The sequence below is a fragment of the Bradyrhizobium sp. LMG 9283 genome, assembly GCF_045571415.1.
In the GTDB taxonomy this organism is placed as follows: domain Bacteria; phylum Pseudomonadota; class Alphaproteobacteria; order Rhizobiales; family Xanthobacteraceae; genus Bradyrhizobium.
Genome location: NZ_CP120691.1, coordinates 6759609 through 6779191 on the forward strand (window position 1 = coordinate 6759609; position 19583 = coordinate 6779191).

General features: G+C 60.8%; 18 protein-coding genes and 1 pseudogene. 8 read left to right on the plus strand and 11 right to left on the minus strand.

Annotated features, from left to right (window positions below; all coding sequences use genetic code 11):
- The first annotated feature begins 38 nt into the window (after positions 1 to 38).
- On the plus strand, positions 39 to 1262 hold the full coding sequence (locus P6U29_RS31745) for a diaminopropionate ammonia-lyase (RefSeq protein ID WP_407114270.1): 1224 nt from the start codon (positions 39 to 41) through the stop codon (positions 1260 to 1262).
- Between the two features lie 86 nt (positions 1263 to 1348).
- Here the strand turns inward: P6U29_RS31745 and P6U29_RS31750 are convergent, their stop codons facing one another.
- On the minus strand, positions 1349 to 1741 hold the full coding sequence (locus tag P6U29_RS31750; RefSeq protein ID WP_407114271.1) for a hypothetical protein: 393 nt from the start codon (positions 1739 to 1741) through the stop codon (positions 1349 to 1351).
- A gap of 37 nt (positions 1742 to 1778) precedes the next feature.
- Between P6U29_RS31750 and P6U29_RS31755 the strand changes: the two genes are divergently transcribed.
- Together P6U29_RS31755 and P6U29_RS31760 are read left to right on the plus strand one after the other, a co-directional pair.
- A complete protein-coding gene (locus P6U29_RS31755) occupies positions 1779 to 2114 on the plus strand; it encodes a hypothetical protein (protein ID WP_407114272.1) in 336 nt (111 codons plus the stop codon).
- On the plus strand, positions 2111 to 2593 hold the full coding sequence (locus P6U29_RS31760) for a hypothetical protein (protein WP_407114273.1): 483 nt from the start codon (positions 2111 to 2113) through the stop codon (positions 2591 to 2593). The genes P6U29_RS31755 and P6U29_RS31760 overlap by 4 nt, the downstream gene beginning before the upstream one ends.
- Positions 2594 to 2653: 60 nt before the next feature.
- Here the strand turns inward: P6U29_RS31760 and P6U29_RS31765 are convergent, their stop codons facing one another.
- Complete coding sequence (locus P6U29_RS31765) at positions 2654 to 3382, minus strand: SPASM domain-containing protein (RefSeq protein ID WP_407114274.1); 729 nt, start codon at positions 3380 to 3382, stop codon at positions 2654 to 2656.
- 1011 nt (positions 3383 to 4393) lie between these two features.
- Here P6U29_RS31765 and P6U29_RS31770 point away from each other — a divergent pair.
- Positions 4394 to 5122, plus strand: a complete 729-nt coding sequence (locus P6U29_RS31770) for a class I SAM-dependent methyltransferase (RefSeq protein ID WP_407114275.1) — start codon at positions 4394 to 4396, stop codon at positions 5120 to 5122.
- A 159-nt stretch (positions 5123 to 5281) separates the two neighbouring features.
- Here the strand turns inward: P6U29_RS31770 and P6U29_RS31775 are convergent, their stop codons facing one another.
- From P6U29_RS31775 to P6U29_RS31810, 8 genes are all read right to left on the minus strand, one after another.
- On the minus strand, positions 5282 to 7339 hold the full coding sequence (locus tag P6U29_RS31775) for a hydantoinase/oxoprolinase family protein (protein WP_407114276.1): 2058 nt from the start codon (positions 7337 to 7339) through the stop codon (positions 5282 to 5284).
- Between the two features lie 2 nt (positions 7340 to 7341).
- Positions 7342 to 9012, minus strand: a complete 1671-nt coding sequence (locus tag P6U29_RS31780; RefSeq protein ID WP_407114277.1) for a hydantoinase B/oxoprolinase family protein — start codon at positions 9010 to 9012, stop codon at positions 7342 to 7344.
- A gap of 92 nt (positions 9013 to 9104) precedes the next feature.
- Positions 9105 to 10421, minus strand: coding sequence for an aspartate aminotransferase family protein (locus P6U29_RS31785; protein WP_407114278.1), 1317 nt, complete (start codon positions 10419 to 10421; stop codon positions 9105 to 9107).
- 17 nt (positions 10422 to 10438) lie between these two features.
- Positions 10439 to 11146, minus strand: coding sequence for an ABC transporter ATP-binding protein (locus P6U29_RS31790; RefSeq protein ID WP_407114279.1), 708 nt, complete (start codon positions 11144 to 11146; stop codon positions 10439 to 10441).
- The gene (locus tag P6U29_RS31795; RefSeq protein WP_407114280.1) at positions 11133 to 11870 is read right to left on the minus strand and encodes an ABC transporter ATP-binding protein; all 738 of its coding nucleotides are present in this window, start codon (positions 11868 to 11870) and stop codon (positions 11133 to 11135) included. Before P6U29_RS31795 ends, P6U29_RS31790 begins: the two co-directional genes overlap by 14 nt.
- A complete protein-coding gene (locus P6U29_RS31800) occupies positions 11867 to 12853 on the minus strand; it encodes a branched-chain amino acid ABC transporter permease (RefSeq protein WP_407114281.1) in 987 nt (328 codons plus the stop codon). Before P6U29_RS31800 ends, P6U29_RS31795 begins: the two co-directional genes overlap by 4 nt.
- A 3-nt stretch (positions 12854 to 12856) precedes the next feature.
- Positions 12857 to 13837, minus strand: coding sequence for a branched-chain amino acid ABC transporter permease (locus tag P6U29_RS31805; RefSeq protein ID WP_407114282.1), 981 nt, complete (start codon positions 13835 to 13837; stop codon positions 12857 to 12859).
- Positions 13838 to 13859: 22 nt separating this feature from the next.
- Positions 13860 to 15011 (minus strand): ABC transporter substrate-binding protein, encoded by a 1152-nt coding sequence (locus P6U29_RS31810; RefSeq protein WP_407114283.1) that lies wholly within the window; start codon positions 15009 to 15011, stop codon positions 13860 to 13862.
- A gap of 188 nt (positions 15012 to 15199) precedes the next feature.
- On the opposite strand from P6U29_RS31810, the gene P6U29_RS31815 reads away from it, so the two are divergent.
- Positions 15200 to 15997 (plus strand): IclR family transcriptional regulator, encoded by a 798-nt coding sequence (locus P6U29_RS31815; RefSeq protein ID WP_407114284.1) that lies wholly within the window; start codon positions 15200 to 15202, stop codon positions 15995 to 15997.
- Positions 15998 to 16169: 172 nt separating this feature from the next.
- On the opposite strand, the gene P6U29_RS31820 is transcribed toward P6U29_RS31815, so the two are convergent.
- Positions 16170 to 16835 carry an IclR family transcriptional regulator gene (locus P6U29_RS31820; RefSeq protein ID WP_407114285.1) on the minus strand — a complete coding sequence of 222 codons (666 nt, stop codon included), beginning with the start codon at positions 16833 to 16835 and terminating at the stop codon, positions 16170 to 16172.
- A gap of 261 nt (positions 16836 to 17096) precedes the next feature.
- On the opposite strand from P6U29_RS31820, the pseudogene P6U29_RS31825 reads away from it, so the two are divergent.
- The 3 genes and pseudogenes from P6U29_RS31825 to P6U29_RS31835 form a co-directional block, all read left to right on the plus strand.
- A pseudogene (locus P6U29_RS31825) lies at positions 17097 to 17447 on the plus strand (ATP-binding cassette domain-containing protein); the annotation flags it as partial.
- Between the two features lie 238 nt (positions 17448 to 17685).
- On the plus strand, positions 17686 to 17919 hold the full coding sequence (locus P6U29_RS31830; RefSeq protein ID WP_407119464.1) for an ABC transporter substrate-binding protein: 234 nt from the start codon (positions 17686 to 17688) through the stop codon (positions 17917 to 17919).
- A gap of 413 nt (positions 17920 to 18332) precedes the next feature.
- Positions 18333 to 19574 (plus strand): CaiB/BaiF CoA transferase family protein, encoded by a 1242-nt coding sequence (locus tag P6U29_RS31835; RefSeq protein ID WP_407114286.1) that lies wholly within the window; start codon positions 18333 to 18335, stop codon positions 19572 to 19574.
- The last annotated feature ends 9 nt before the right edge of the window (positions 19575 to 19583 follow it).

The following is a 19583-nucleotide window of genomic DNA, read 5'->3' on the forward strand; positions in this document are numbered from 1 at the left end:
CTGATATCGCGTCATCAGCGACGCAGGAAAGTCGAACCATGTTGCTTCTCAACCGGAACACGGATCACCGCGCGCTTCTGGACGCTTCGGATGCGAACATGCTCAGTGTGGAAGCCGCCCGCGAGATAGAGCGGTTTCTTGCGCATCGCGACGATTACAAGGCAACGCCGCTCGTCTCGCTGCCGGGCCTTGCCCGTGAGATCGACGTGGGCTCGATCCATCTGAAGGACGAAGGTCACCGACTCGGACTTGGCAGTTTCAAAGCTTTGGGCGGATCCTATGCCGTGATCCGCCTGGTGCTGGAGGAGACAGGTCGGAGGCTCGGCCGAGCCATTGACGCGTCCGAGCTCCAATCACCTGAAGTGAAGGCCATAGCACGGGGGATGACGGTATCCTGCGCCACCGATGGCAATCACGGCAGGTCAGTCGCGCAAGGTGCCCAGCTGGTTGGCGCGAAGTGCGCCATATTCGTTCACTCGGGCGTCAGCGACGAGCGTGTCGCCGCCATCGCCCGTTTTGGCGCGCAGATGATCCGCGTCAATGGCAACTACGATGACTCGGTCGCCGAAGCGTCCCGAGTTGCCGCAGATAAGGGGTGGATCACGGTATCTGATACGTCCTGGCCCGGCTACGAGCGTATCCCGGGCCTGGTGATGCAGGGATACACCGCCCTCCTGAGCGAAGCGCTGCATCAGCTGTCCGAGCCCCCGACGCACATGTTCGTCCAGGCCGGCGTAGGTGGCGTCGCCGCTTCCATTGCAGGACATTTCTCGGTTCTCTCTGGTGACAAGAGGCCGTTCTTCACGGTTGTCGAGCCCTCGCGCGCAGCCTGCCTGTTTGAAAGCGCTCGAGCTGGCCATCCGATCAAGGTGGATCATGGGCAGTCAACAGTGATGGCGATGCTCGAATGCTATGAACCCTCCCTCATCGCGTGGCGCATCCTTTCGCGCGCTGCCGACGCCTTCATGACGGTCGATGACGAGGACGCGATCAGCATCATGAAGCGTCTGGCAAACCCCAGGGGCGGCGACCCGGCTATGGTTGCAGGCGAAAGTGGCGGTGTTGGCCTCGCAGGATTGCTGAAGGTTGCTTCCGATCAGACATTGCGCGCCAGGATTCATCTTGGGCCTGATGCACGGGTCCTTCTGATCAACACCGAAGGCGCGACTGATCCTCGCCTGTACGAGGAGCTCGTTGGTGCAACACCAGCGCAAGTGGCCGCGCGAAACGTTGAACGGCTCCAGAAAGCGTCGAGCTCATGAGCCTCCAGGACGTCTTCAGCGGCCAACATTCGCTGGCAAGCACGGCCAGCTCAACTGTGACCCTTGTCCTCGCCGGAAGGCGACAATCATCCTCGCCGATCGCGAAGCAGTGCATCGGCTAGCGGGTAGTATTCCTCAGACCACCGCGCCCTGCGTCTGGGTAGGGGGCGCGCGCCGCGCTGCACATAGACGAGATCGTGCCGGATTGTCGAAACATTTCCGATCGAACTGCGCAACCAGATGATCCCGGAAATATCCCGGTAGATGTCGCTGTGAAATGCCAGCCGTCCAATGGGGTCTTCGGACTTTGCGGCTCTCTTTATGACGTCACTGAACGTGAATTGCGTTGCGATCACCTTCATGGTGTTGCGGTCAATCGTGATCTGCTCGTTGCCGAACGGATATACTGCCGTAACAGCGTACGGCAGTCCCAACGTGCCGGCCTGCAGCGCAAACTGACCTCCAGAGATGGCAACCATGCACGAAACTTTCTCGCCAGTAACCTCGAGGTGGCGGATGCCGCGCTGGGCTGGAAGACCCGAAACGAAATCCCTGACTTATGAGGTCCCATTCTCGTTCTGCAGAGAGCCTCGCCAATGGGCTGTCGCGTTCGACTACGGCACGCCTTTCAGCAACCGGATTCTTACAAACGGCTTTTCCTTTGTTCTGCAGCCAAAGGGAGGAATGCCTGCCGGCTTCAATATCGATGCTTTCGGCGAGCAGGTCCGTCAGGCTTTTCAGACGGTGTCCCTGTGGGTCACATCGATCGACCGCACCGCGCAAATCCCCAGCAATGTGAGTGCATTTCTCAAGAAGAGGACGAGCACGAGCCCGAATGGATTTCGCTCGTGATACCGCCGCAGGTTATCAGATTGCAGTGCCCGCAGAACACCACCTTCGTAATCGAGCTGGGCTTCGAAGATGATGAGCTGTTCCCGCGTTTTCCGCTGGTTCTGGCACGAGCCAAAATTGAGGGGCGCACTATTGCCCTGAATATGAAGCAATTCAAATGCTACCGCGCGGAGTTGAAATTCGGTCCGACCAAGCAGCTCGCTTTCGAGCTCGATGATGGCTGTATCAACCTGGTGCCCATCATGACTCACGAATTGGGGCACGCTTTCGGGCTGAACCATCTTGACCTTGCGGGAGCGCATTCACTCATGGACAGTCGCTTTTCGAGGGATGCCCTGGCACCAACGGAGCGGGACATTGCCGCGCCGATCGCAGCGCTGGAACGATCAATTTCGGGCGCCGCACCAGGGGTTCTCAATTTCGTCGCAAGGGAAGGTGTTCGACCTCCGGACGACTGGGAAAGCACGCAGGCCCAGTAGGCGGCTCGTTGTGGAGCTTACCCATCTGGCTGATGACCAGAATTGTCGAATACGCAGCTCCTATGGCCCTGCGACGGTCCCAGTGTACATGAGCGGCAGCAGACCGTCGGCATTTAACTTGAGCCGGGTACAGATGTTTCCCTTATCGGCCCCCTTCTGCCATTTGTGAGTACAGCCGCCAAAGCAGATCGGAAAAAACTTGCACGACCTGCATTCGTCATCGCGAGCTATTTCATGATTCAGCCAGCCGGCAAGATGATCCGAGGCTGAGATGCCGGAACGCACGTCACCTCCTGAGCGGGCGGAATCGTCCAATTCGAAATAGCATATATAGAGATTGCCGCTAGGCCCGATTACAACGGCATTTTCCTGGACTGCGGTGCAGACGCTGAATGGGGCACGCAACAGGTCCGGCATGGGAAATCTCAGTCTCTTGAGCTCGCCGAACAGCTCCAATTCGACTGCAGCAAAGCTTCGCGAATCGAAGAAGCGCTTTGTATCCGACTTGAACTGTGTCGCCAGCGGATCCGGATTGTAGTCGAAGAGAGGAGCGAAATAGAGTTCCTTGACCAGATTTCCGATACCGCGCTCAGCCACGTCCGTGAGGAGCCGCTTCACGCGATCGACACTGAAGGGAGCGACACGAATGCGGAGCTTGATTTCGATGCAGGCTGCCGCCAGTTCACTGTTGGAGAGAATAGCTTCAAAGGAGCTCAGTCCCTTTCCTGCCGAACGAGTCCTGTCGTGGAGTTGCTTGTCACCATCCAGAGTGATCTGAGCGGTGTGCACCCGAGGTCCTTCAGGAGGGCTGGCGTATCTCCACTCAACAGATAACCGTTCGTCACGATCGCGGCGGAGTACCGGATGCCTCGCTCCTGCGCGATCGCCATCAGTCGCCGAGATATGCGATCGAGCTGGCCAAGCGCCTTTAGTGGTTCGCCACCGAACCATTGGACTGCGAGGGATTTTCTTCCTGGGAGCCGCTTGGCGACGTAATCCAGGCGCTGGGCTTCTGCCTCACTGGACAGAGGACGATCTGGACGATCTTCGAAGCAGTAGTGGCAGCCGAAGTTGCCACCCCATTGTGGGGGCTATGACAAGCGCCAGCTCTTCGGGATCAAAGCGCGCGGCCTGCACGCGACCTCGGAGATAGCCGAGCTCGTCGAAATCGTCGTCCACGATGAAAAAGCCAGCCCTGAGTATCTGCAGGAACTGGCTTGTCTCAGGATCTTCTTCGACTTCGACAGCTCCGTTGCAGAATGCCTGATATGCCTCATAGCTGAGCCTGGTCGAATTCCATGACTGCTCGCGTCTTGCGCATGATCATCCTCAATGCAGCGTAGGCGTGCTTAATCGAATCATCTGATTCCACTCGGCGACAACTTCAATCACTATTCGGAATTCAGTGCGTTATTCCTGCGGTTGCAGTGATAATACGCATTTTTCCAGCGTGATCACCGCGTCGTTCGCGGTCTCACGACGAACACAGAAACTATAGAGTTCTGAGAATTCAGGCACGAGGAGGCTCACCTTCGGCCCCCATCGCTTGAGCCCGCTCGCACCAGGTGCGAGCCGCGTCATAGGCGACAGGTTTATGGGTACGTTTGAGCATGCGCGGACTTCTGATCATCCTTGTGGCTTTTGCGATTGTGTTGGCGGCACGCGGGCGCCATCAGGAAGGATTCGTGCCGCGCGCGACCGGGCCGATACCACCGGTTAATGTGCCCTAGCCGAAGGTTGGCTCGAGGGCCGCGGGATTTGCGCTAGAATGCGCTTTGTCTCTCATCACTGGAGAGCGGTGTGGCGCAGAACATCTACGACAATCCCGATTTTTTTGCTGGCTATAGCCAGTTACCCCGACAGGTGCGAGGGCTGGACGACGCGCCTGAGTGGCCAGAAATCAGAGCCATGCTGCCCGACCTTGTTGGTAAGCGTGTCGTCGATCTCGGTTGTGGCTTCGGCTGGGCCTCACGCTGGATGCGCAAGCAAGGCGCCGCCTCTGTCCTTGGTCTCGACTTATCCCGGAACATGATCGAGCGCGCCAAGGCAGATACAGCGGACGCGGGGATCAGCTATTGCATCGCCGATTTGGACTCTTTGGAGTTGCCCGCAGGGTCTTTTGACCTTGCCTACAGCGCGCTCGCCTTTCACTATGTTCAGGATTTTTCCCGTCTCACGCAGGTGATCCGCAAAGCCCTGATCTCTGGCGGACATTTGATCTTCACAATCGAGCATCCGATCTTCATGGCAGCGGCAAATCCGCACTGGATCAGTGATGAGGAGGGTCGTAAGACGTGGCCCGTCAACCAATACTCCCTTGAGGGTGAACGTCGAACGGATTGGTTCGCCAAGGGTGTTCTGAAGTACCACAGGACGCTTGGCACGACGCTGAATACGTTGATTGATGGAGGCTTTCAAATTCTTCGGATCAAAGAGTTTGCTCCAACGTCCAAGCAGATCCAGCAGATGCCGGAACTAGCGGAGGAATTGGAGCGCCCCATGATGCTGCTTGTTTCTGCGTCCACATAGAAGGCTGGCGGAGCTTCGTTGCTATCTGGTTGACCAACGGACTCAGCCCTAAATGCCTCGTCTCGAGCGATGCACTGGGCTTCAGGTCAGCTGGGCAGACCACCGGGTCTCGCCTCAACCAGGTAGCTACCAATGCTGCCAGATCGGCATCTGGCCGCCCTACACTTTCGCAGATCCAAGTTCGATATCTAGCCATCCGAGTGGGTTAACCGTCGCACGATCCCCACCATTGATGACAATTGTCGTCGTCTCCGCTTCGATGATCGCGGGGCCTTCCAGCACGTGCCCGAAACGCAATTTCTCCAGTGCATAGACCGGCACTTCGCGCCAAGCACCGAAGAAGACCTGACGTTTGCCTGCAGGCGATAGGATTGGTTCGGACATGGGCATTGGCTTATTGGATCGTTCAATTCGAGGAACGGCCCCAACAGCGGCAAGCCGTGCGTTGACGAATACGACCTCCTGATCGCGGGAGGCGTAAGTATAAAGTTCCTCATGACGACGATGAAAGCGCTCTTCGAGCTCGGCGATCAAGGATGGCGCGTTAAGGTCGAAATCGCTGAGCGGTACATCGACCTCGAACACCTGCTCGCCATAGCGCATCTCGGCGGACCGCTCGGTCATAATGGGCCCGTCGAACCAGCTGCGGAGCCGTTCGGTTGCCTGCACGTCCAGATCGGCAAAGATGTTTCGAATCTCAGAGGCGGTCGTCCGGGCGCCTGTCTCAAGGTGAGTGCGGCTGACCTCATACCGCAAGTCGCTGGTAAGCATCCCCCACGCCGAGAGTACGGAGGCTGCGGTAGGCACTATGATGCGCGTCATCTCGAGCTCGCGCGCGACCTCGGCTGCGTGCAGGCCTGCAGCCCCGCCGAAGCTGAGGAGCGCGAACTTGCGCGGATCGACACCGCGCCGCAAGGTCATCAGTCGGATACCGTCCGCCATTTTCAGATTGACGAGCCGATAGATGCCGGCAGCCGCCTCGATGCGCGTCACCCCAAGCGAAGCTGCAAGGCGATCGATTGCTGCTTCCGCCGCCGCACGATCGAGCGGACGCCGTCCCCCCATGAAGGCGGCCGCATCGAGATAACCCAGCAAGATATTTGCATCGGTCACGGTCGGCTGCGTACCACCGTTGCCATAACAGGCTGGGCCGGGCATCGCGCCGGCACTTTCGGGGCCGACATGGAAATTGCCGCCGGCGTCGACACTGGCGATCGAGCCCCCGCCCGCCGCAATGCTGGCGATATCCAGACTGCGCAGCGCGATGCGCTGGTCCGCCAGCCCGCCATCAGCCGACAGCGTCGCGCGTCCGTCCGCGATTAAGGAGATATCGGTGCTCGTGCCTCCCATATCGAAGGGCACCAGATCCGGCATTCCCAGCAGCTCCGCACACCTCCGGGCACCGGAGATTCCGCCTGCAGGACCTGACAGCACGGTCGCCGCCGCGAGACGCCCGGCTTCCTCGATCGGCGCCATGCCGCCATTCGAGAGAATGATGAACAAGCTCCCCTTGAACGCCGCTTCGAACAAGCGTTGCTCAAGCCGTGTCAGATAGTGCCGCACGGCAGGACCGACATAGGCATTCACGATCGTGGTGGAGACGCGCTCGTACTCTTTGATCTGTGGCAACACGTCACTGGAGCGCGACACGCTCACTCCGGGCAGTTCGCGTGCAATCCGCTCTGCGGCCGTGATCTCGTGGGAGGGATTACGATAGGCATGCAGGAAACAGATCGCGACCGAAGTGGCGCCAGAGGCGCGGATGGCCGCGATGGCCTCACTTAGTGATCCCTCGTCCAGTTTCAGCAGCACGTCGCCATTCGGCCGCAGCCGCTCGCGAATGCCAAAGCGGAGTTCGCGCGGCACCAGCGGCTCCGGCGGTGGGGTCCGCAGATCATAGCGATTGCCCTTCAATCCCTCCCGCATCTCAATGATGTCGCGGTGGCCCTCCGTGGTCAGCAGTGCGACTTTTGCGCCCTTGCGTTCGAGCAGCGCGTTCGTCGCGACCGTGGTGCCATGCACCAGCCGCTGCGTTGCCGCCAACATATCGGCACGAGACATATCGAGGCGTCGCGCGAGCTCGTTGAGGCCGGTCATTACGCCGATCGACTGGTCCTGCGGCGTGGAAGGAGATTTCGCGAACACGGTGCGCCCGGTCGCGTCGATCGCGACCAGATCAGTAAACGTGCCGCCAACGTCAATGCCAATCGTCAACATCTTTACTTGACCACTTCTGTCGTTGTGCCTGGACTGACGAGGCCCTGTACCTCATCGCGCTGGCGTGCTTGCTGCGTACGTCGCTCGGGTGGCCCCCATCCTCCGCCGCCGGCCGAGCGCACTTCGAGGCAATCTCCCGGGTGAATTTCGATTCCGACTTCTTTGGTTCGCAGCACACGCGGCGGCCGGCCAGCCGATAGCAGGCGATATTGATGCGGAGCGCCGTCCTTGCCGCCGAGCATGCCGCACGCGCCATGCCGGGCTCCATCGCCTGCGGTGTTGCCAAGCGACAGCTTCTCGGTTTCGAAGACGAGATCGAGGTTGACACCGAGACCGCCGCGGAATTGACCGTCACCGCCCGAATTGGGTCGATACTCATGATGGCGGAAGTGAAGAGGGAAGCGTGCTTCCGCGACCTCGATGCTGCCGAACTTGAGGCCACCGACCGTGTGCCATTCACCGATCGAAGACCAGCCATCACCGCGAGAAGAAGCGCCACCGCCCGGGCGCGCCTGGAACATATGCCAGATGAAGCTGCGCCCGCTGCGAGGATCCTCGCCCTGCACAGCGATACGGAAACGCCGGCTCCACCCTGCCATGGCTCGATCCGGGCAAGATCCTGACAGTGCCTTGATCACCGCTTCCACGATCTCGTTGGACGGATGGCTGGTGCAGAGCGTCACCGGGCGGCCGGGATCCGCCCATACAATCGTGCCCTGCTTGGCGAGCACCGTGAGCGGCCGCAGCGCGCCGGCGTTCTTGGGAATTTCGGCGTCAATCAGATAGGCAAAGGCCATCACGACTGCCGCATGCATATTGGCGTGCGACGAATTGACAAAGCTTGTGCTCTGCGGGTCTGACTCCGACAGGTCGACCTCGATCTCGCTACCCCTTTTCGTGACCTTGGCAGCAATCCGGATATCGCAGCGGCCATGGCCGTCGTCATCGAGGAAGGCCTCGCCGTAAAACACGCCATCGGTCCAGGTCGAGACCACGGCGCGCGTCTGCTGTTCGGCGGCATCAAGGATGGATTCGATCGCGGCCTCGACTACCGGCGCGCCGAATTCGGCGAACAGTCGTCCCATTCGCCGCTCGCCCATGTGCGCGGCTCCGATCATGGCGGCAAGATCACCGCGGAAATCGTGGGCGTTGCGCACATTCAGTGCCAACATATCGAGAATGTCCTCGCGCTGCCGGCCGGCCTCGTAGAGCTTGATCGGAGGAATGCGCAGCCCCTCCTGCCAGATTTCGGTCGCGCCGGGGTTATAGGCGCCATGCGTTGCGCCGCCGATGTCGCTCTGGTGTGCACGCACGATGCTCCAGAACAGCCTCCGGTCACCGTCGAAGACCGGTACGAACGCGGTCAAGTCGGGCAAATGGCTGCCACCGTGATAGGGATCATTCATCAGGATGACGTCACCGGGCGCGACATCCTTGAAGCGCTCCTCCACCGCGCGCGTCGCCCAGGGCAGTGCGCCGACATGGACCGGGATGTGGTCGGCCTGGGCGATCAGGCGGGACTGAACGTCGCAGATCGCCAATGAGAAGTCGCGGCTCGAATTGAGGATCTGCGAGTAGGAGGTGCGAAGCATCGCTTCGCCCATTTCGGCAACGATCGAGCTCAACCGATGCTGAACAACGGACCGCGTAATCGGATCAACCTTGAGGGCCATTCTCGCACCTATTTCAGACAATAGTGTTTCCTGGCGTGATGAGCCCGATGGCCCCACGCAAGACTTACCAACTTTCAGAACTCAAGGGCGCGTCAGGTCTTGGACGCGACCTGTGCAAGCGCATCCGAGGCCGCGCGGACGATGCTTTCGACATCCGCGTCCATCATCGGCAGCGAAAGCGCCATCAACCCGTAGCCAGCGGCGAGAACGCCGCGATTGAGGAACTCGAGGTTGAATACGCTTTGTCGTTTGACGTCGGTTTCGCTCATGTAAGCCGAGCGATAGTCGCGGATCGGACGGTCGGCGAAGTGCAATTTCAAGAGCGAGCCGAGACCGACCGCGGTGCCCGGCACGCCATGACGGCGGAATGCGTCGTTGATGCCTTTTCGTACGGCCTCGCCGGTCGCATCCAGCCGCGTGAACGCGCTCCGGTCCAAGAGCTCCATAGCCGCGAGCCCCGCTCGCATCGTGACCGGGTTGGCCGAGAACGTCCCGCCATGAGGCAAAGCCGGCTTGCCATGGCGTGGATCGAACACGGCCATCACCTCCTTCTTGCCGGCGATTGCACCGACCGGAAATCCACCACCGATAATCTTTCCAAGCGTGGTGAGATCAGGATCGATGCCCCACAGCCCCTGGGCGCCGTGATAACCGAGACGAAAAGATATCACCTCATCGAAGATCAGTAGCGCGCCGACCTCGCGCGTCGCCTGCCGCAGCGCTTCGAGATAGGCCCCATCGGCGGGTACGAGCCCCGCGCGGTTTGGCATCGGATCGACCAATACACAGGCAAGATCCCGGCCATGTTCACGTATCAGGCTGACGGCGCCCTCGATATCGTTGAAAGGAATCGTTACGACGTCGGCGAGCACCTTATCCGGTGTGCCTTTGGCATAGGCAACTGAGACTGGCGCGTTGCCGCCCCAGTCTGCCGGCTTCGGATCGAGACTGACCTCGGCATAATCGTAGGAACCATGGTAGGCGCCCTCGCACTTGGCAATTTTTGGCCGCCCGGTAAACGCACGCGCCGCCTTCAGTGCCATCATCACGGCTTCGGTTCCGGAGTTGGCAAACCGGACCTGATCGACTGACGGCAGCCGCGCGGCAAGCAGCTCGGCCAGATCGATCTCCGATTCCGTCGGCATGCCGAATGCAGAACCGAGCGCGAGCTGTCGCGTCGCCGCCTCGATGAGTGCCGGATGGGCATGACCGTGAATCAGCGAGGTGAAATTGTTGATGCAATCGATCAGTTCATTGCCGTCAACGTCCCAAACCCGGCACCCTTCCCCCCGCGCGGCGTAGATCGGATAAGGCTTCATGAACACGGTCGTGCGAGTGTTGCCGCCCGGCAGGCTCGTCAGGGCGCGATCGTAGAGCGCTTTCGACGTTGAGTTTATGTCAGGATACATCTTGTTTCCTTCGGAGATTAGCGTCCGAGATAAGCTTCGCGGACGCGCGTGTTCTGCTTGAGGTCATCGGCGGTGCCCTGAAGAACGATGCGGCCCGTTTCCAGCACATAGGCCCGGTCGGCTACCGACAATGCCAGGACCGTATTCTGCTCGACGACCAGGATCGTGAGCCCGCTGTCAGCGATCTGCCTGACGCGCTCATAGACCTCCTCCGCCAGGCGCGGTGCAAGCCCAAGGGAGGGCTCGTCGAGCAGGAGCAAACGCGGCCGGGCCATCAGTGCCCGTCCGATGGCCAGCATCTGCTGCTCACCTCCGGACAGAGACCAGCCGAGCTGCTTGCGACGCTCCTTCAGGCGTGGAAAAAGGTCGAAGGCTCGTGCAAGATCGTCGGCGATCGGCTGGCGCCAGCGCCTCCAGTTCACGGTGGCGAGCGTGAGGTTTTCCTCGACCGTTAGGCCAGGGAAGATCCGCCGTCCTTCCGGCGCCTGGGAGATGCCGAGCGCTACGCGCCGGTCGCTGCCGAGCCGGGCCAGTGATGTGCCTTCGAATGCGATATCCCCCGACCTGACCGGATTAAGGCCGGAGATTGCGTGCAAGAGCGTGGTCTTGCCGGCGCCATTGGCGCCGATGAGGGCGACTGTCTCGCCCGGGCCAACCTCCAGTGTGACGCCCTGCAGCGCGACGATGTCGCCATAGGCGACCGTCAGATCGTTACACGCCAGCATGACGATAACCCTCGCCGAGATAGGCCGACAGCACTGCGGGATCGCTCTGGATCTTGGATGGCGAGCCCTCGGCGATCTTGCAGCCGAAGTTCAGCACAATGATCCGCTCCGCCAGGCGCATCACCATGCCCATGTTGTGCTCGATCAGAACGATGGCGATCCGATGTTTTGCCCTCAAATCCGTGAGCCGGTCGATCAGCCGATCAACCTCGGCAGAATTCAGTCCGGCGGCCGGTTCGTCGAGCAGCAGCACGCGGGGTTGGCAGGCGAGCGCCCGGCACATCTCGATCATGCGCCGATGACCATAGGACAGGGATCCGATAGGCGCTTGCGCGTCCGCCGCGAGCCCCATCTGGTCGAGCACGGCCATGGCACGTTCGCGCAGCTCCAACTCGCTTCGGCCGCTCTGGATGGCCTCGCCGGTCATGACGTTCTCGAGTACGCTCAACCTTTCGAACAGACGGCCGTGCTGAAAGGTGCGCCCGAGCCCCCCGCGGACCCGCTTATGCGTAGCAGCGCGCGTCATGTCCCATCGGTCGAGAAACACTCTGCCCTCGTCGGGCACGACAAGCCCGGTAAGGACGTTGAGCAGGGTCGATTTGCCGGCGCCATTCGGCCCGATCACAGCGACAAATTCGCCCTCCCCGACTGAAAGATCGACGCCGGAGAGTGCGGCTAGCCCGCCGTAGCGCTTGGCGATTGCTGTTGCCTGCAACAGAGTCATGGGCGCGCCTCCTCTGAAGCAGCGACCAAGCCTTGCATTTTCATACGGCTACTGCCGCGGAGCCTGCTCGGCCAGCGAATCCCGGCAAGGCCTGAAGGCAGGAAGATGAGGATGGCTAGGACAAAAAGACCAAAGAATGCGAGGTAGGCCGCCCCAAGGAAGCGCAACCATTCTGGCAGGAAGGTGACGAGCATTGCTCCCAGAATGGCACCCACGATCGATCCCTCGCCGCCGACGACCAGCATCGCGAGGTAAGTGATGGAGTGCGCATAGCCAAAGTCCTCAGGCGAAATGAAGCGCATGTGACAGGCGAACAAGCCTCCGGCGGCGGCGGCATAGACGGACGAGAGGACGAAGGCCGCGAGCTTGACCCTGGCAACGTCAATGCCCGTCATCGACGAGGCAGTCTCGTCATCGCGAACCGCGATCATCGCCCGCCCATGGCGCGAAGCATGAATGAGCGCGGCGGCGACGGCGAAAGCTGCGAGCACGACCAGAGCGAACCAGAGGTAGCTACGCTCATCGGCCAGGGCATGGCTGCCGATTTGGAGCTCGGGAATACGAGAGATGCCGTTGGTGCCGCCGGTGAGCTCGATCCAGTTGGCAGCGACAATGGAGAAGGAGACGTTGAAGCCGAGCGTGGCCAGCGCGAGATAGTGGCCTTTCAACCGCAGAAGCGGAACGCCAATCAAGATAGCCAAGACCGCGGTGCCAGCAATCGCGACGGGGAGTGCCAGCCAAGATGACCACCCAACGAGCGTGCTCAGCAGCGCAACGCCATAGGCACCCGTCCCGACAAACGCGGCATGACCGAGCGAGATAAGGCCGGCGTAACCGAAAGCGAAGTTAAGCCCGATCACTGCGATTGCCGATATCACGGCAAGGTTGACCAGCCGAAGATGGTAGTCGGTGAGCAGCATCGACAGGCTAACGCCTGCGATCAAAATGACGGCGCCTAGCAGGAGCGAGAAGCGTACCGGCATCGATCAACCCCGGTCCTGAACACGTTCGCCGAACACACCCTGCGGGCACACCAGCAGGAACAAGATCATGATCCCGAACGAGATCAGGTCTTTGTAGGCGGACGAGACGTAGGATGCGCCGAGCACTTCGCTAAGACCAACAAAGAGGCCGCCGACAATAGCTCCCGGCAGACTGCCGAAACCGCCGATAATGGTTGCCGCGAACGCTTTGAGCGCGATGGGATCGCCCATGCTGGTATCGGCGAACCACATCGGTCCGAGCATCAATCCGGCAACGCCTGCGAGTGTTGCCGCGAGGATCCAAGATAGTGCAAGCAGACGATTGACCTTAAGACCCATCAGCCGGGCCGCCTTGATATCCTGCGCCACGGCGCGCATCCCGATGCCGAGTGAGGTGCGGAAGAACAAAAGCCATAGCAGTGCTACCATCAACGCCGTGACAATCACCACGGCGACCGCATGGGCAGAAATCGTGGCGCCTGCAATTGTGAGATTCACCCCCTCGAGCGGCGAGGGCAGGCGGAAAGGCCAGGAGCCGAACGCCAGCAGCGCGGCATTCTGCATGGTGATGCCGATCGCGACCGTGCCAATGATGATTGTCACGACCGGGCTTGCGCGCAGCGGCAGGTACAGCACCGCGAAAAACAAGACTCCGAACAGCGCCATCGCCAACAGCGCCGCGCCGTAGCCGAGAGGCCACGGCAGTTGCGCGTTGAGCAGTGTAGCCACACCCGCGAAGGTGCCGAACATCACGAATTGCCCGGCAGCGAAATTCACGACGCCGGTTGCAGAGTAGACGATGACGAATCCGATCGCGGCGAGCGCATAGACGCTACCGATTGCTAGTCCGTTGATGAGCAGCTGGATGAGATCCGTCATGTCGTCCTGGTCTTTTGCAAACCGGTCTTTCAGCGCCCGGCCGTCCTCGGAAGAAGATCCTGCGGGCGGGCTGGTTAATTGCAGTGGTCCGCGCGCGGAACGCATCCGCGCGGGCTGCACCCAAGGGTCAGTTCAACTTGATGGTCTGAACCAATTCCAGCGATTTGGTCCCAGTCTTGGACTTCACGACCGCCAGATCGAATACGCCGTTGCCCTTGCTATCATAGGAATAGAGATGGCCAATGCCCTGCCATCCCTTTACGGAGGCAAACCAATCCCGCAGCGCTTTGGGATCGGTACCAACCTTGCGCAGGCCCTTCGCGGCCAGCATCGCGCCATCATAATAGGCGAGCCCGTAGGGATCCGGATCGGTGCCGAACTTCGCCTTGAAGCGTTCGACGAAATCCTGCATGCGCCCACCGGCCGATGCATCGATGAAAGTGTCGACAACACCCCACACGCCGTCGAGATCGGCTGCAGACAGCAGCTGCAGCGCCGCCGGTACCAGTGCCGCCGAAGAGGTCACCAGCGGCATCTTAAGGCCGAGCATCTTGGCTTGACGCAGCACCAGCGCACCGTCCTGTGGGTAGTTGAAGATCAGAAGGACATCGATGCCCTTGCTGCGCAGACCGAGAAGTTGAGCCGAAAAATCCTTATCGTTCTGACCATAGGCCCCGGTGCCGACCACGGGCACGCCGGCGGCCTCGAAACGGGCGGCCGCAGTCTGGGCGCCGCCTTGTCCGAAATCGTTCTGGATATAGAGAATGCCAGGCTTTTTGGCCTTCAGCACATTAAGGGCGCACTGCACCATGCCCTCGGCTGACACGCTGTCGGCCGGCCGCACGCGGAACATCCATTCGTTGCCACCCTCGGCGACGACATCGGCGCCGCCAGCATAGAAGGCGGGCACCTGCACCTTCTTCAGCTCCGGTGACACGGCCAGGTTCTGTGTCGAATAGCTCGACAGGAAGAACAGCGACGGCTTGGTTTCCTGTGCCAGCTTGATGAACGCGTTCACCGCCGTGCTGTTGGAGGCCTGAGTATCCTCGAAGACGATCTTGAGGTCGCGTCCGTTGATGCCGCCGGCCTTGTTGATGTCCTCCTCGGCCATAATCAGAGAGTTGTGATACTGCTTGCCAGTGAGCGACAACGGTCCGGTCATTGGCACGGTGGCGCCAACCAGGATGGGGCCTCCCTGCTCGGCCCGCGCGGCTGCCATCCACGGCATTGCGGTCGCCGCAAACAATGCTTTCAGAAACTCCTGCCTCGTCATCTTCATAATTGCCTCGTGGCGCTTCCCCGTTGCGGCAGCACAAAGTGTGCTGCCTGCAAAATCGCTATTGACATTCGTTCCGTTTTCCGGAACAGTATTCCGATATTGCGTAACCCTAAATTGGTCGGGCTCTCGGAGTCAAGCGGCTGGACGGGACGCGCACGCATGAAATTTCCCTTTGTGAGGCATACTGAATGACAACCGCCGATGAGACCGCGGGTCCTCTCGACCGCTACATGCAAGTCCTCGAACTCGTCGCAACGTTTCCCGGCGCGCTGACGCTGGCAGACGTGTCCTCGCTGCTCGATCTTCCGAAGACATCTGCACACCGGCTGTTGAAGGGCCTGGTGCGGGCCGGACTTGCGAAGGACAATGTCGGCGGACGCGCTTATCGGCTCGGCGATCGCCTGTTACGGCTCTTGCACGCAACTGCGGACGACGGATGGATTGCCGCCCTTGCACGCGGACATCTGCAGCAGCTGACCGACACGACGTCCGAGACCTGCTATCTCACGCGGCTGATCGGCGCGCGCGTCGTCGTGGCGATTTCAGTTTCACCAGATGTACGCTGGCGAGGTTACGTTCAGCCAGGGATCGAGATGCCGGTGCATGCAGCTGCAACGGCCAAGGCGATCATGGCTTATCAAGGTGAAGCCGTATTGGCAGACGCAATGTCGAGCGATCTTCCTCTGCTCACAGCGAATACACGCAATGACCGAGCGTGGGTCGAGCAGGAGCTCGCTGCCGTCAGGACCCGAGGCTATGCTACGTGCATCGGAGAGATCGACGAAGGATTGGCCGCCATTGGTGTGCCCGTTTTCTTATCCGATCGGCGTGTGTTTTACGCTCTTGGAATCACCGGGCCTCTGCAGCGGATCATGAACGAGCAACTACCGGAGCGTTTGGCAGCACTACGAAATGTCGCCGAAACTTTGGGACGATCGCTCTCAATTGGCGAGAAACTGAAATCAAAGGATACAGCGGAACGCTAATCGAGCATGGTTGGAAATCGATGCAGCTCAATCCGGACGTTCGTTCCGATCGCCAACCACGAGCCTTTATCCATGCGAACCTACTGGGAGCGTGCTACTAGCGCCACCATTGTCGGCACATCGGAAAGAGCTTCGCGGCCGATCCGTTGAGGTCGTTCGTCGCTTGTGGATTCTAGGCCTCGCTTGCTGGCAACAATCCGGCAAGCGTCCGCGCTTCCAACTTGAGGGCTTTCAACGCGGTCTTCTGTGCCTGTGCGTCGAAGCGCGTACGGATGGCTGAGACCGACAGCGCGCCCCGCAATTTGCCGTGGCCGTCAATGACGGGCACCGCTGCGGCGGCGACCTCCGGATCGCGCTCGCCGAGCGAGACGTAATATCCCTGCGCGAGAACTTTCTTACGGCTGGCCGCCGTGCTCTCGCCGTAGGCCGTGAGCACATGCCCGGCCGCGCCACGATCGAGCGGCAGCCGTTGCCCCTCGTCGAGATGATGCCTGACGGCGCGCGGCGAGTTCACACGGTACAAGCAGATGCGCTGACTGCCGTCACGAATATAGAACGACGCCGTTTCTCCGGTGGCCCCGACCAGCCGGCGCAAAGTCGGCCGAACGAGATCGCCGAGATCCAGGCTCTGGCGATATAGGGATCCGAGGCGCCAGAGCTCCGGCCCCGGTCGGTACAGCCGGTCACTGCCGCGAGTCAGGAAGCCGCCTTCTTCCAGCGTCGCTGCGAGCCGGAGCACCGTGCTCTTGTAGAGATCGGTGGCCGTCGCGAGGTCGGTCAGCCTCATTTCGCGGCGCTCAGGCCCGAACGTCTTGAGAATGGCGAGCGCGCGCGCCACGGCATCCACACCAGTCTTGGTCATCTGCGATTCTGTTCTATTCTACAGAACAACTATTCCAGGACGGCGGATTAATACAATAGTGAATTACCTCTACACGTTCTTTGTCATAGAACTACCTTGAGACTCCGCGGCCTAAATGACTTGAGGATTTCACACTAAAATAAGTTCTACGGAGCGGAATAAATGGAAAGGCACGCAGCGGCCGTTGATGTGCGGGACGTGATGATCCGCTTCGGCGATTTCACTGCCGTCCAAAGCATGAACCTTTCGATCGGCGACGCCGAATTCGTCGCAGTGATCGGCCCGACCGGCTGCGGCAAGTCCACCATCCTTAACACCGTCACCGGACTGCTGAAGCCGGCCACCGGCGAGGTGCGCATCTTCGGCAAGCCGCTCGCCGGGCTGAGCGGTCAATCCGGCTGCATGCTGCAACAGGAAGGATTCCTGCCCCGGAAGACCGCGCAGGACAATGTCGGCCTCGGGCTCGTGTTTCAGGGACAGTCGGTCGAGCAGGCGCACGAGCGCGCCCGGCCGTGGCTTGCCAAGGTTGGGCTAAAGGGAATCGAGGAACGCTATCCGCATCAACTCTCCGGTGGTCAGCGCAAGCGCGTGGCCATGGCGCAGACCCTGATCATGGCGCCGCGGATCGTACTGATGGACGAACCGTTCTCGGCGCTCGAAGTCCATACAAGGCCTGCGAACCGCATGGTCGGCGACGTCCGCATTGGGAAGCAGATCTGCTGCGTGTTCCTGCTCAACGATATCCCGGGCGTGTTGATCGGGGTACGCAGCGGCCTCGCGGACAAAGGTCAAGACCGGCGACGACCTCAAGGGGCTGAAACTCGGCATCACAGCACCGGGCTCCTCGACCGACACCATGGCGCGCTACTACATCAAGAAGGCCGGGCTCGGTCCGCGCGACATCAACATTGTCCCGGTCGGCAGCGGTGCGCCGGGCATGGTTGCACTGGAGGCGAAGAACATCGACGCGCTGGTCTACTTCGATCCCATCGCCACGATGCTCTGCGCGCAAGAAGGCCGCCGTGCCGCTGTTCGACGCGCGCACCCACGAAGGCTCTAAGCAGGCGTTCGGCGGTATTTTCCGACCGCCTGTCTTTACCTGCAGCAATCGTTCATCGACAAAAATCCAGAGACGGTACAACGGCTCGTCAAGGCCTTGCTGAAAACCCATCGCGGGATCAATTCGGTGCCGACCGAACAATTGGTCGAGGCGATCCCGCCAGCTACAAGACCGACAATACCGAGATCAAAATCGAGATTCTCAAGGCGTCGAAGGATCTGTTCTCGCAGACTGGTTTGAAGGACCTGGAGTCCGCGAAAGTGCCGCTCGCAGTCCTCAGCGATTCCGATCCGAAGATCGCTGCCGCGAAGATCGACCTCAGCAAGACCTTCACCAACAAGTTCGTCGAGCAGGCGGCACGGCAATCGAAGTGACGCCGCGCCGCGCTCGCAATGTCTTCCGGAGTTGATCAGATGTCCCTGCCGCTGTCCGGTACTCGTGTCCTCGACCTGTCAAACGTGCTGGCCGGCCCGTTCTGCGGTTATCACCTCGCCCGCCTCGGCGCCGAAGTGATCAAGATCGAGAATCCCAAGGGCGGCGATCTTGCACGCCGGCTCGGCGCCGATCCCAAGATGTCGGAGCGCCTACAGGGTCTGTCCTTCGTCGCCGTCAATGCCGGCAAGCAGTCGGTGGCGATCGACCTGAAATCGAAGGACGGCAAGGAGGTTTTCCTGCGCCTCGTCGCCACTGCCGACGTCGTGCTGGAGAATTTCCGGCCCAAGGTGATGGAGCGGCTCGGGCTCGATTTTGTGACATTGGCGAACCGCAATCCACGCCTGATCTATTGCGCAATTTCCGGCTTCGGCCAGACCGGCCCTTGGGCGGGACGCCCCGCGTACGATCAGATCGTGCAGGGCCTGTCGGGTGCGATGAGCGTGACGGGCGATTCGCGCTCGGCGCCGCTGCGCACCGGCTTTCCGATCTCAGATACTATCGCGGGCCTGACTGCGGCTTTCGCCATCGCTGCGGCACTGGTCGAGCAGCGCCAGACCCGGCGAGGCCGCTTCATCGACGTCTCGCTGCTGGAAGCCACGATCGCGGCCATGGGATGGGTGGTGTCGAACCATCTCAATGCTGGCATCGATCCGCAGCCTATGGGAAACGAAAACTTTACCGCCGCGCCATCGGGCACCTTCAGGACCGCGACCGGCCCGCTCAACATTGCCGCCAATGAGCAGAAGCATTATGAGGCGCTCTGCGACCTGATCGGCCGGCCGGAACTGAAATCCGATCCACGCTTCGCCGACCGTCAGGCCCGCAAGACCAATCGGGGTGCACTCAGCGATGAGTTGAACCGCGCGCTTGCGGCGCGCCCGGCCGAGGAGTGGGAGGCAGAGTTCAACGCGGCCGGCGTGCCGGCCGGATGTGTGCTCAAGGTCGCCGACGTCCTCGCCAAAGCGCAGGTTGTCGGACGCCGTTTCATCGAAACGCTGCCGGCCGCACGCGGCGATGGCGAGGCGTTGCGCGTGGCGCGGCCGGGCTTTCGCCTGGAAGACGACTTTCCGTCGCCGACTGCGCCGCCCGGACTCGGTGCCGATACCGCGCACTGGATGACACGGCTCGGCTATTCGCAGGAGGACACCGAGCGACTCGTGGCGAACGGGGCCATCGGCCTGCCGCCCTCCGTGGAGACAATCTCGACAAGAAGCGCCTAACAGGGTTGG

Coding starts and splice junctions, on each gene's coding strand:
- P6U29_RS31800 (WP_407114281.1), bottom strand. CDS start 12,853: ATGCCGGTACGCTTCTCGCTCCTGCTAGGCGCCGTCATTTTGATCGCA.
- P6U29_RS31795 (WP_407114280.1), bottom strand. CDS start 11,870: ATGACTCTGTTGCAGGCAACAGCAATCGCCAAGCGCTACGGCGGGCTA.
- P6U29_RS31835 (WP_407114286.1), top strand. CDS start 18,333: ATGTCCCTGCCGCTGTCCGGTACTCGTGTCCTCGACCTGTCAAACGTG.
- P6U29_RS31755 (WP_407114272.1), top strand. CDS start 1,779: ATGCCGCGCTGGGCTGGAAGACCCGAAACGAAATCCCTGACTTATGAG.
- P6U29_RS31775 (WP_407114276.1), bottom strand. CDS start 7,339: ATGTTGACGATTGGCATTGACGTTGGCGGCACGTTTACTGATCTGGTC.
- P6U29_RS31810 (WP_407114283.1), bottom strand. CDS start 15,011: ATGAAGATGACGAGGCAGGAGTTTCTGAAAGCATTGTTTGCGGCGACC.
- P6U29_RS31815 (WP_407114284.1), top strand. CDS start 15,200: ATGACAACCGCCGATGAGACCGCGGGTCCTCTCGACCGCTACATGCAA.
- P6U29_RS31805 (WP_407114282.1), bottom strand. CDS start 13,837: ATGCGTTCCGCGCGCGGACCACTGCAATTAACCAGCCCGCCCGCAGGA.
- P6U29_RS31750 (WP_407114271.1), bottom strand. CDS start 1,741: ATGGTTGCCATCTCTGGAGGTCAGTTTGCGCTGCAGGCCGGCACGTTG.
- P6U29_RS31780 (WP_407114277.1), bottom strand. CDS start 9,012: ATGGCCCTCAAGGTTGATCCGATTACGCGGTCCGTTGTTCAGCATCGG.
- P6U29_RS31785 (WP_407114278.1), bottom strand. CDS start 10,421: ATGTATCCTGACATAAACTCAACGTCGAAAGCGCTCTACGATCGCGCC.
- P6U29_RS31745 (WP_407114270.1), top strand. CDS start 39: ATGTTGCTTCTCAACCGGAACACGGATCACCGCGCGCTTCTGGACGCT.
- P6U29_RS31790 (WP_407114279.1), bottom strand. CDS start 11,146: ATGCTGGCGTGTAACGATCTGACGGTCGCCTATGGCGACATCGTCGCG.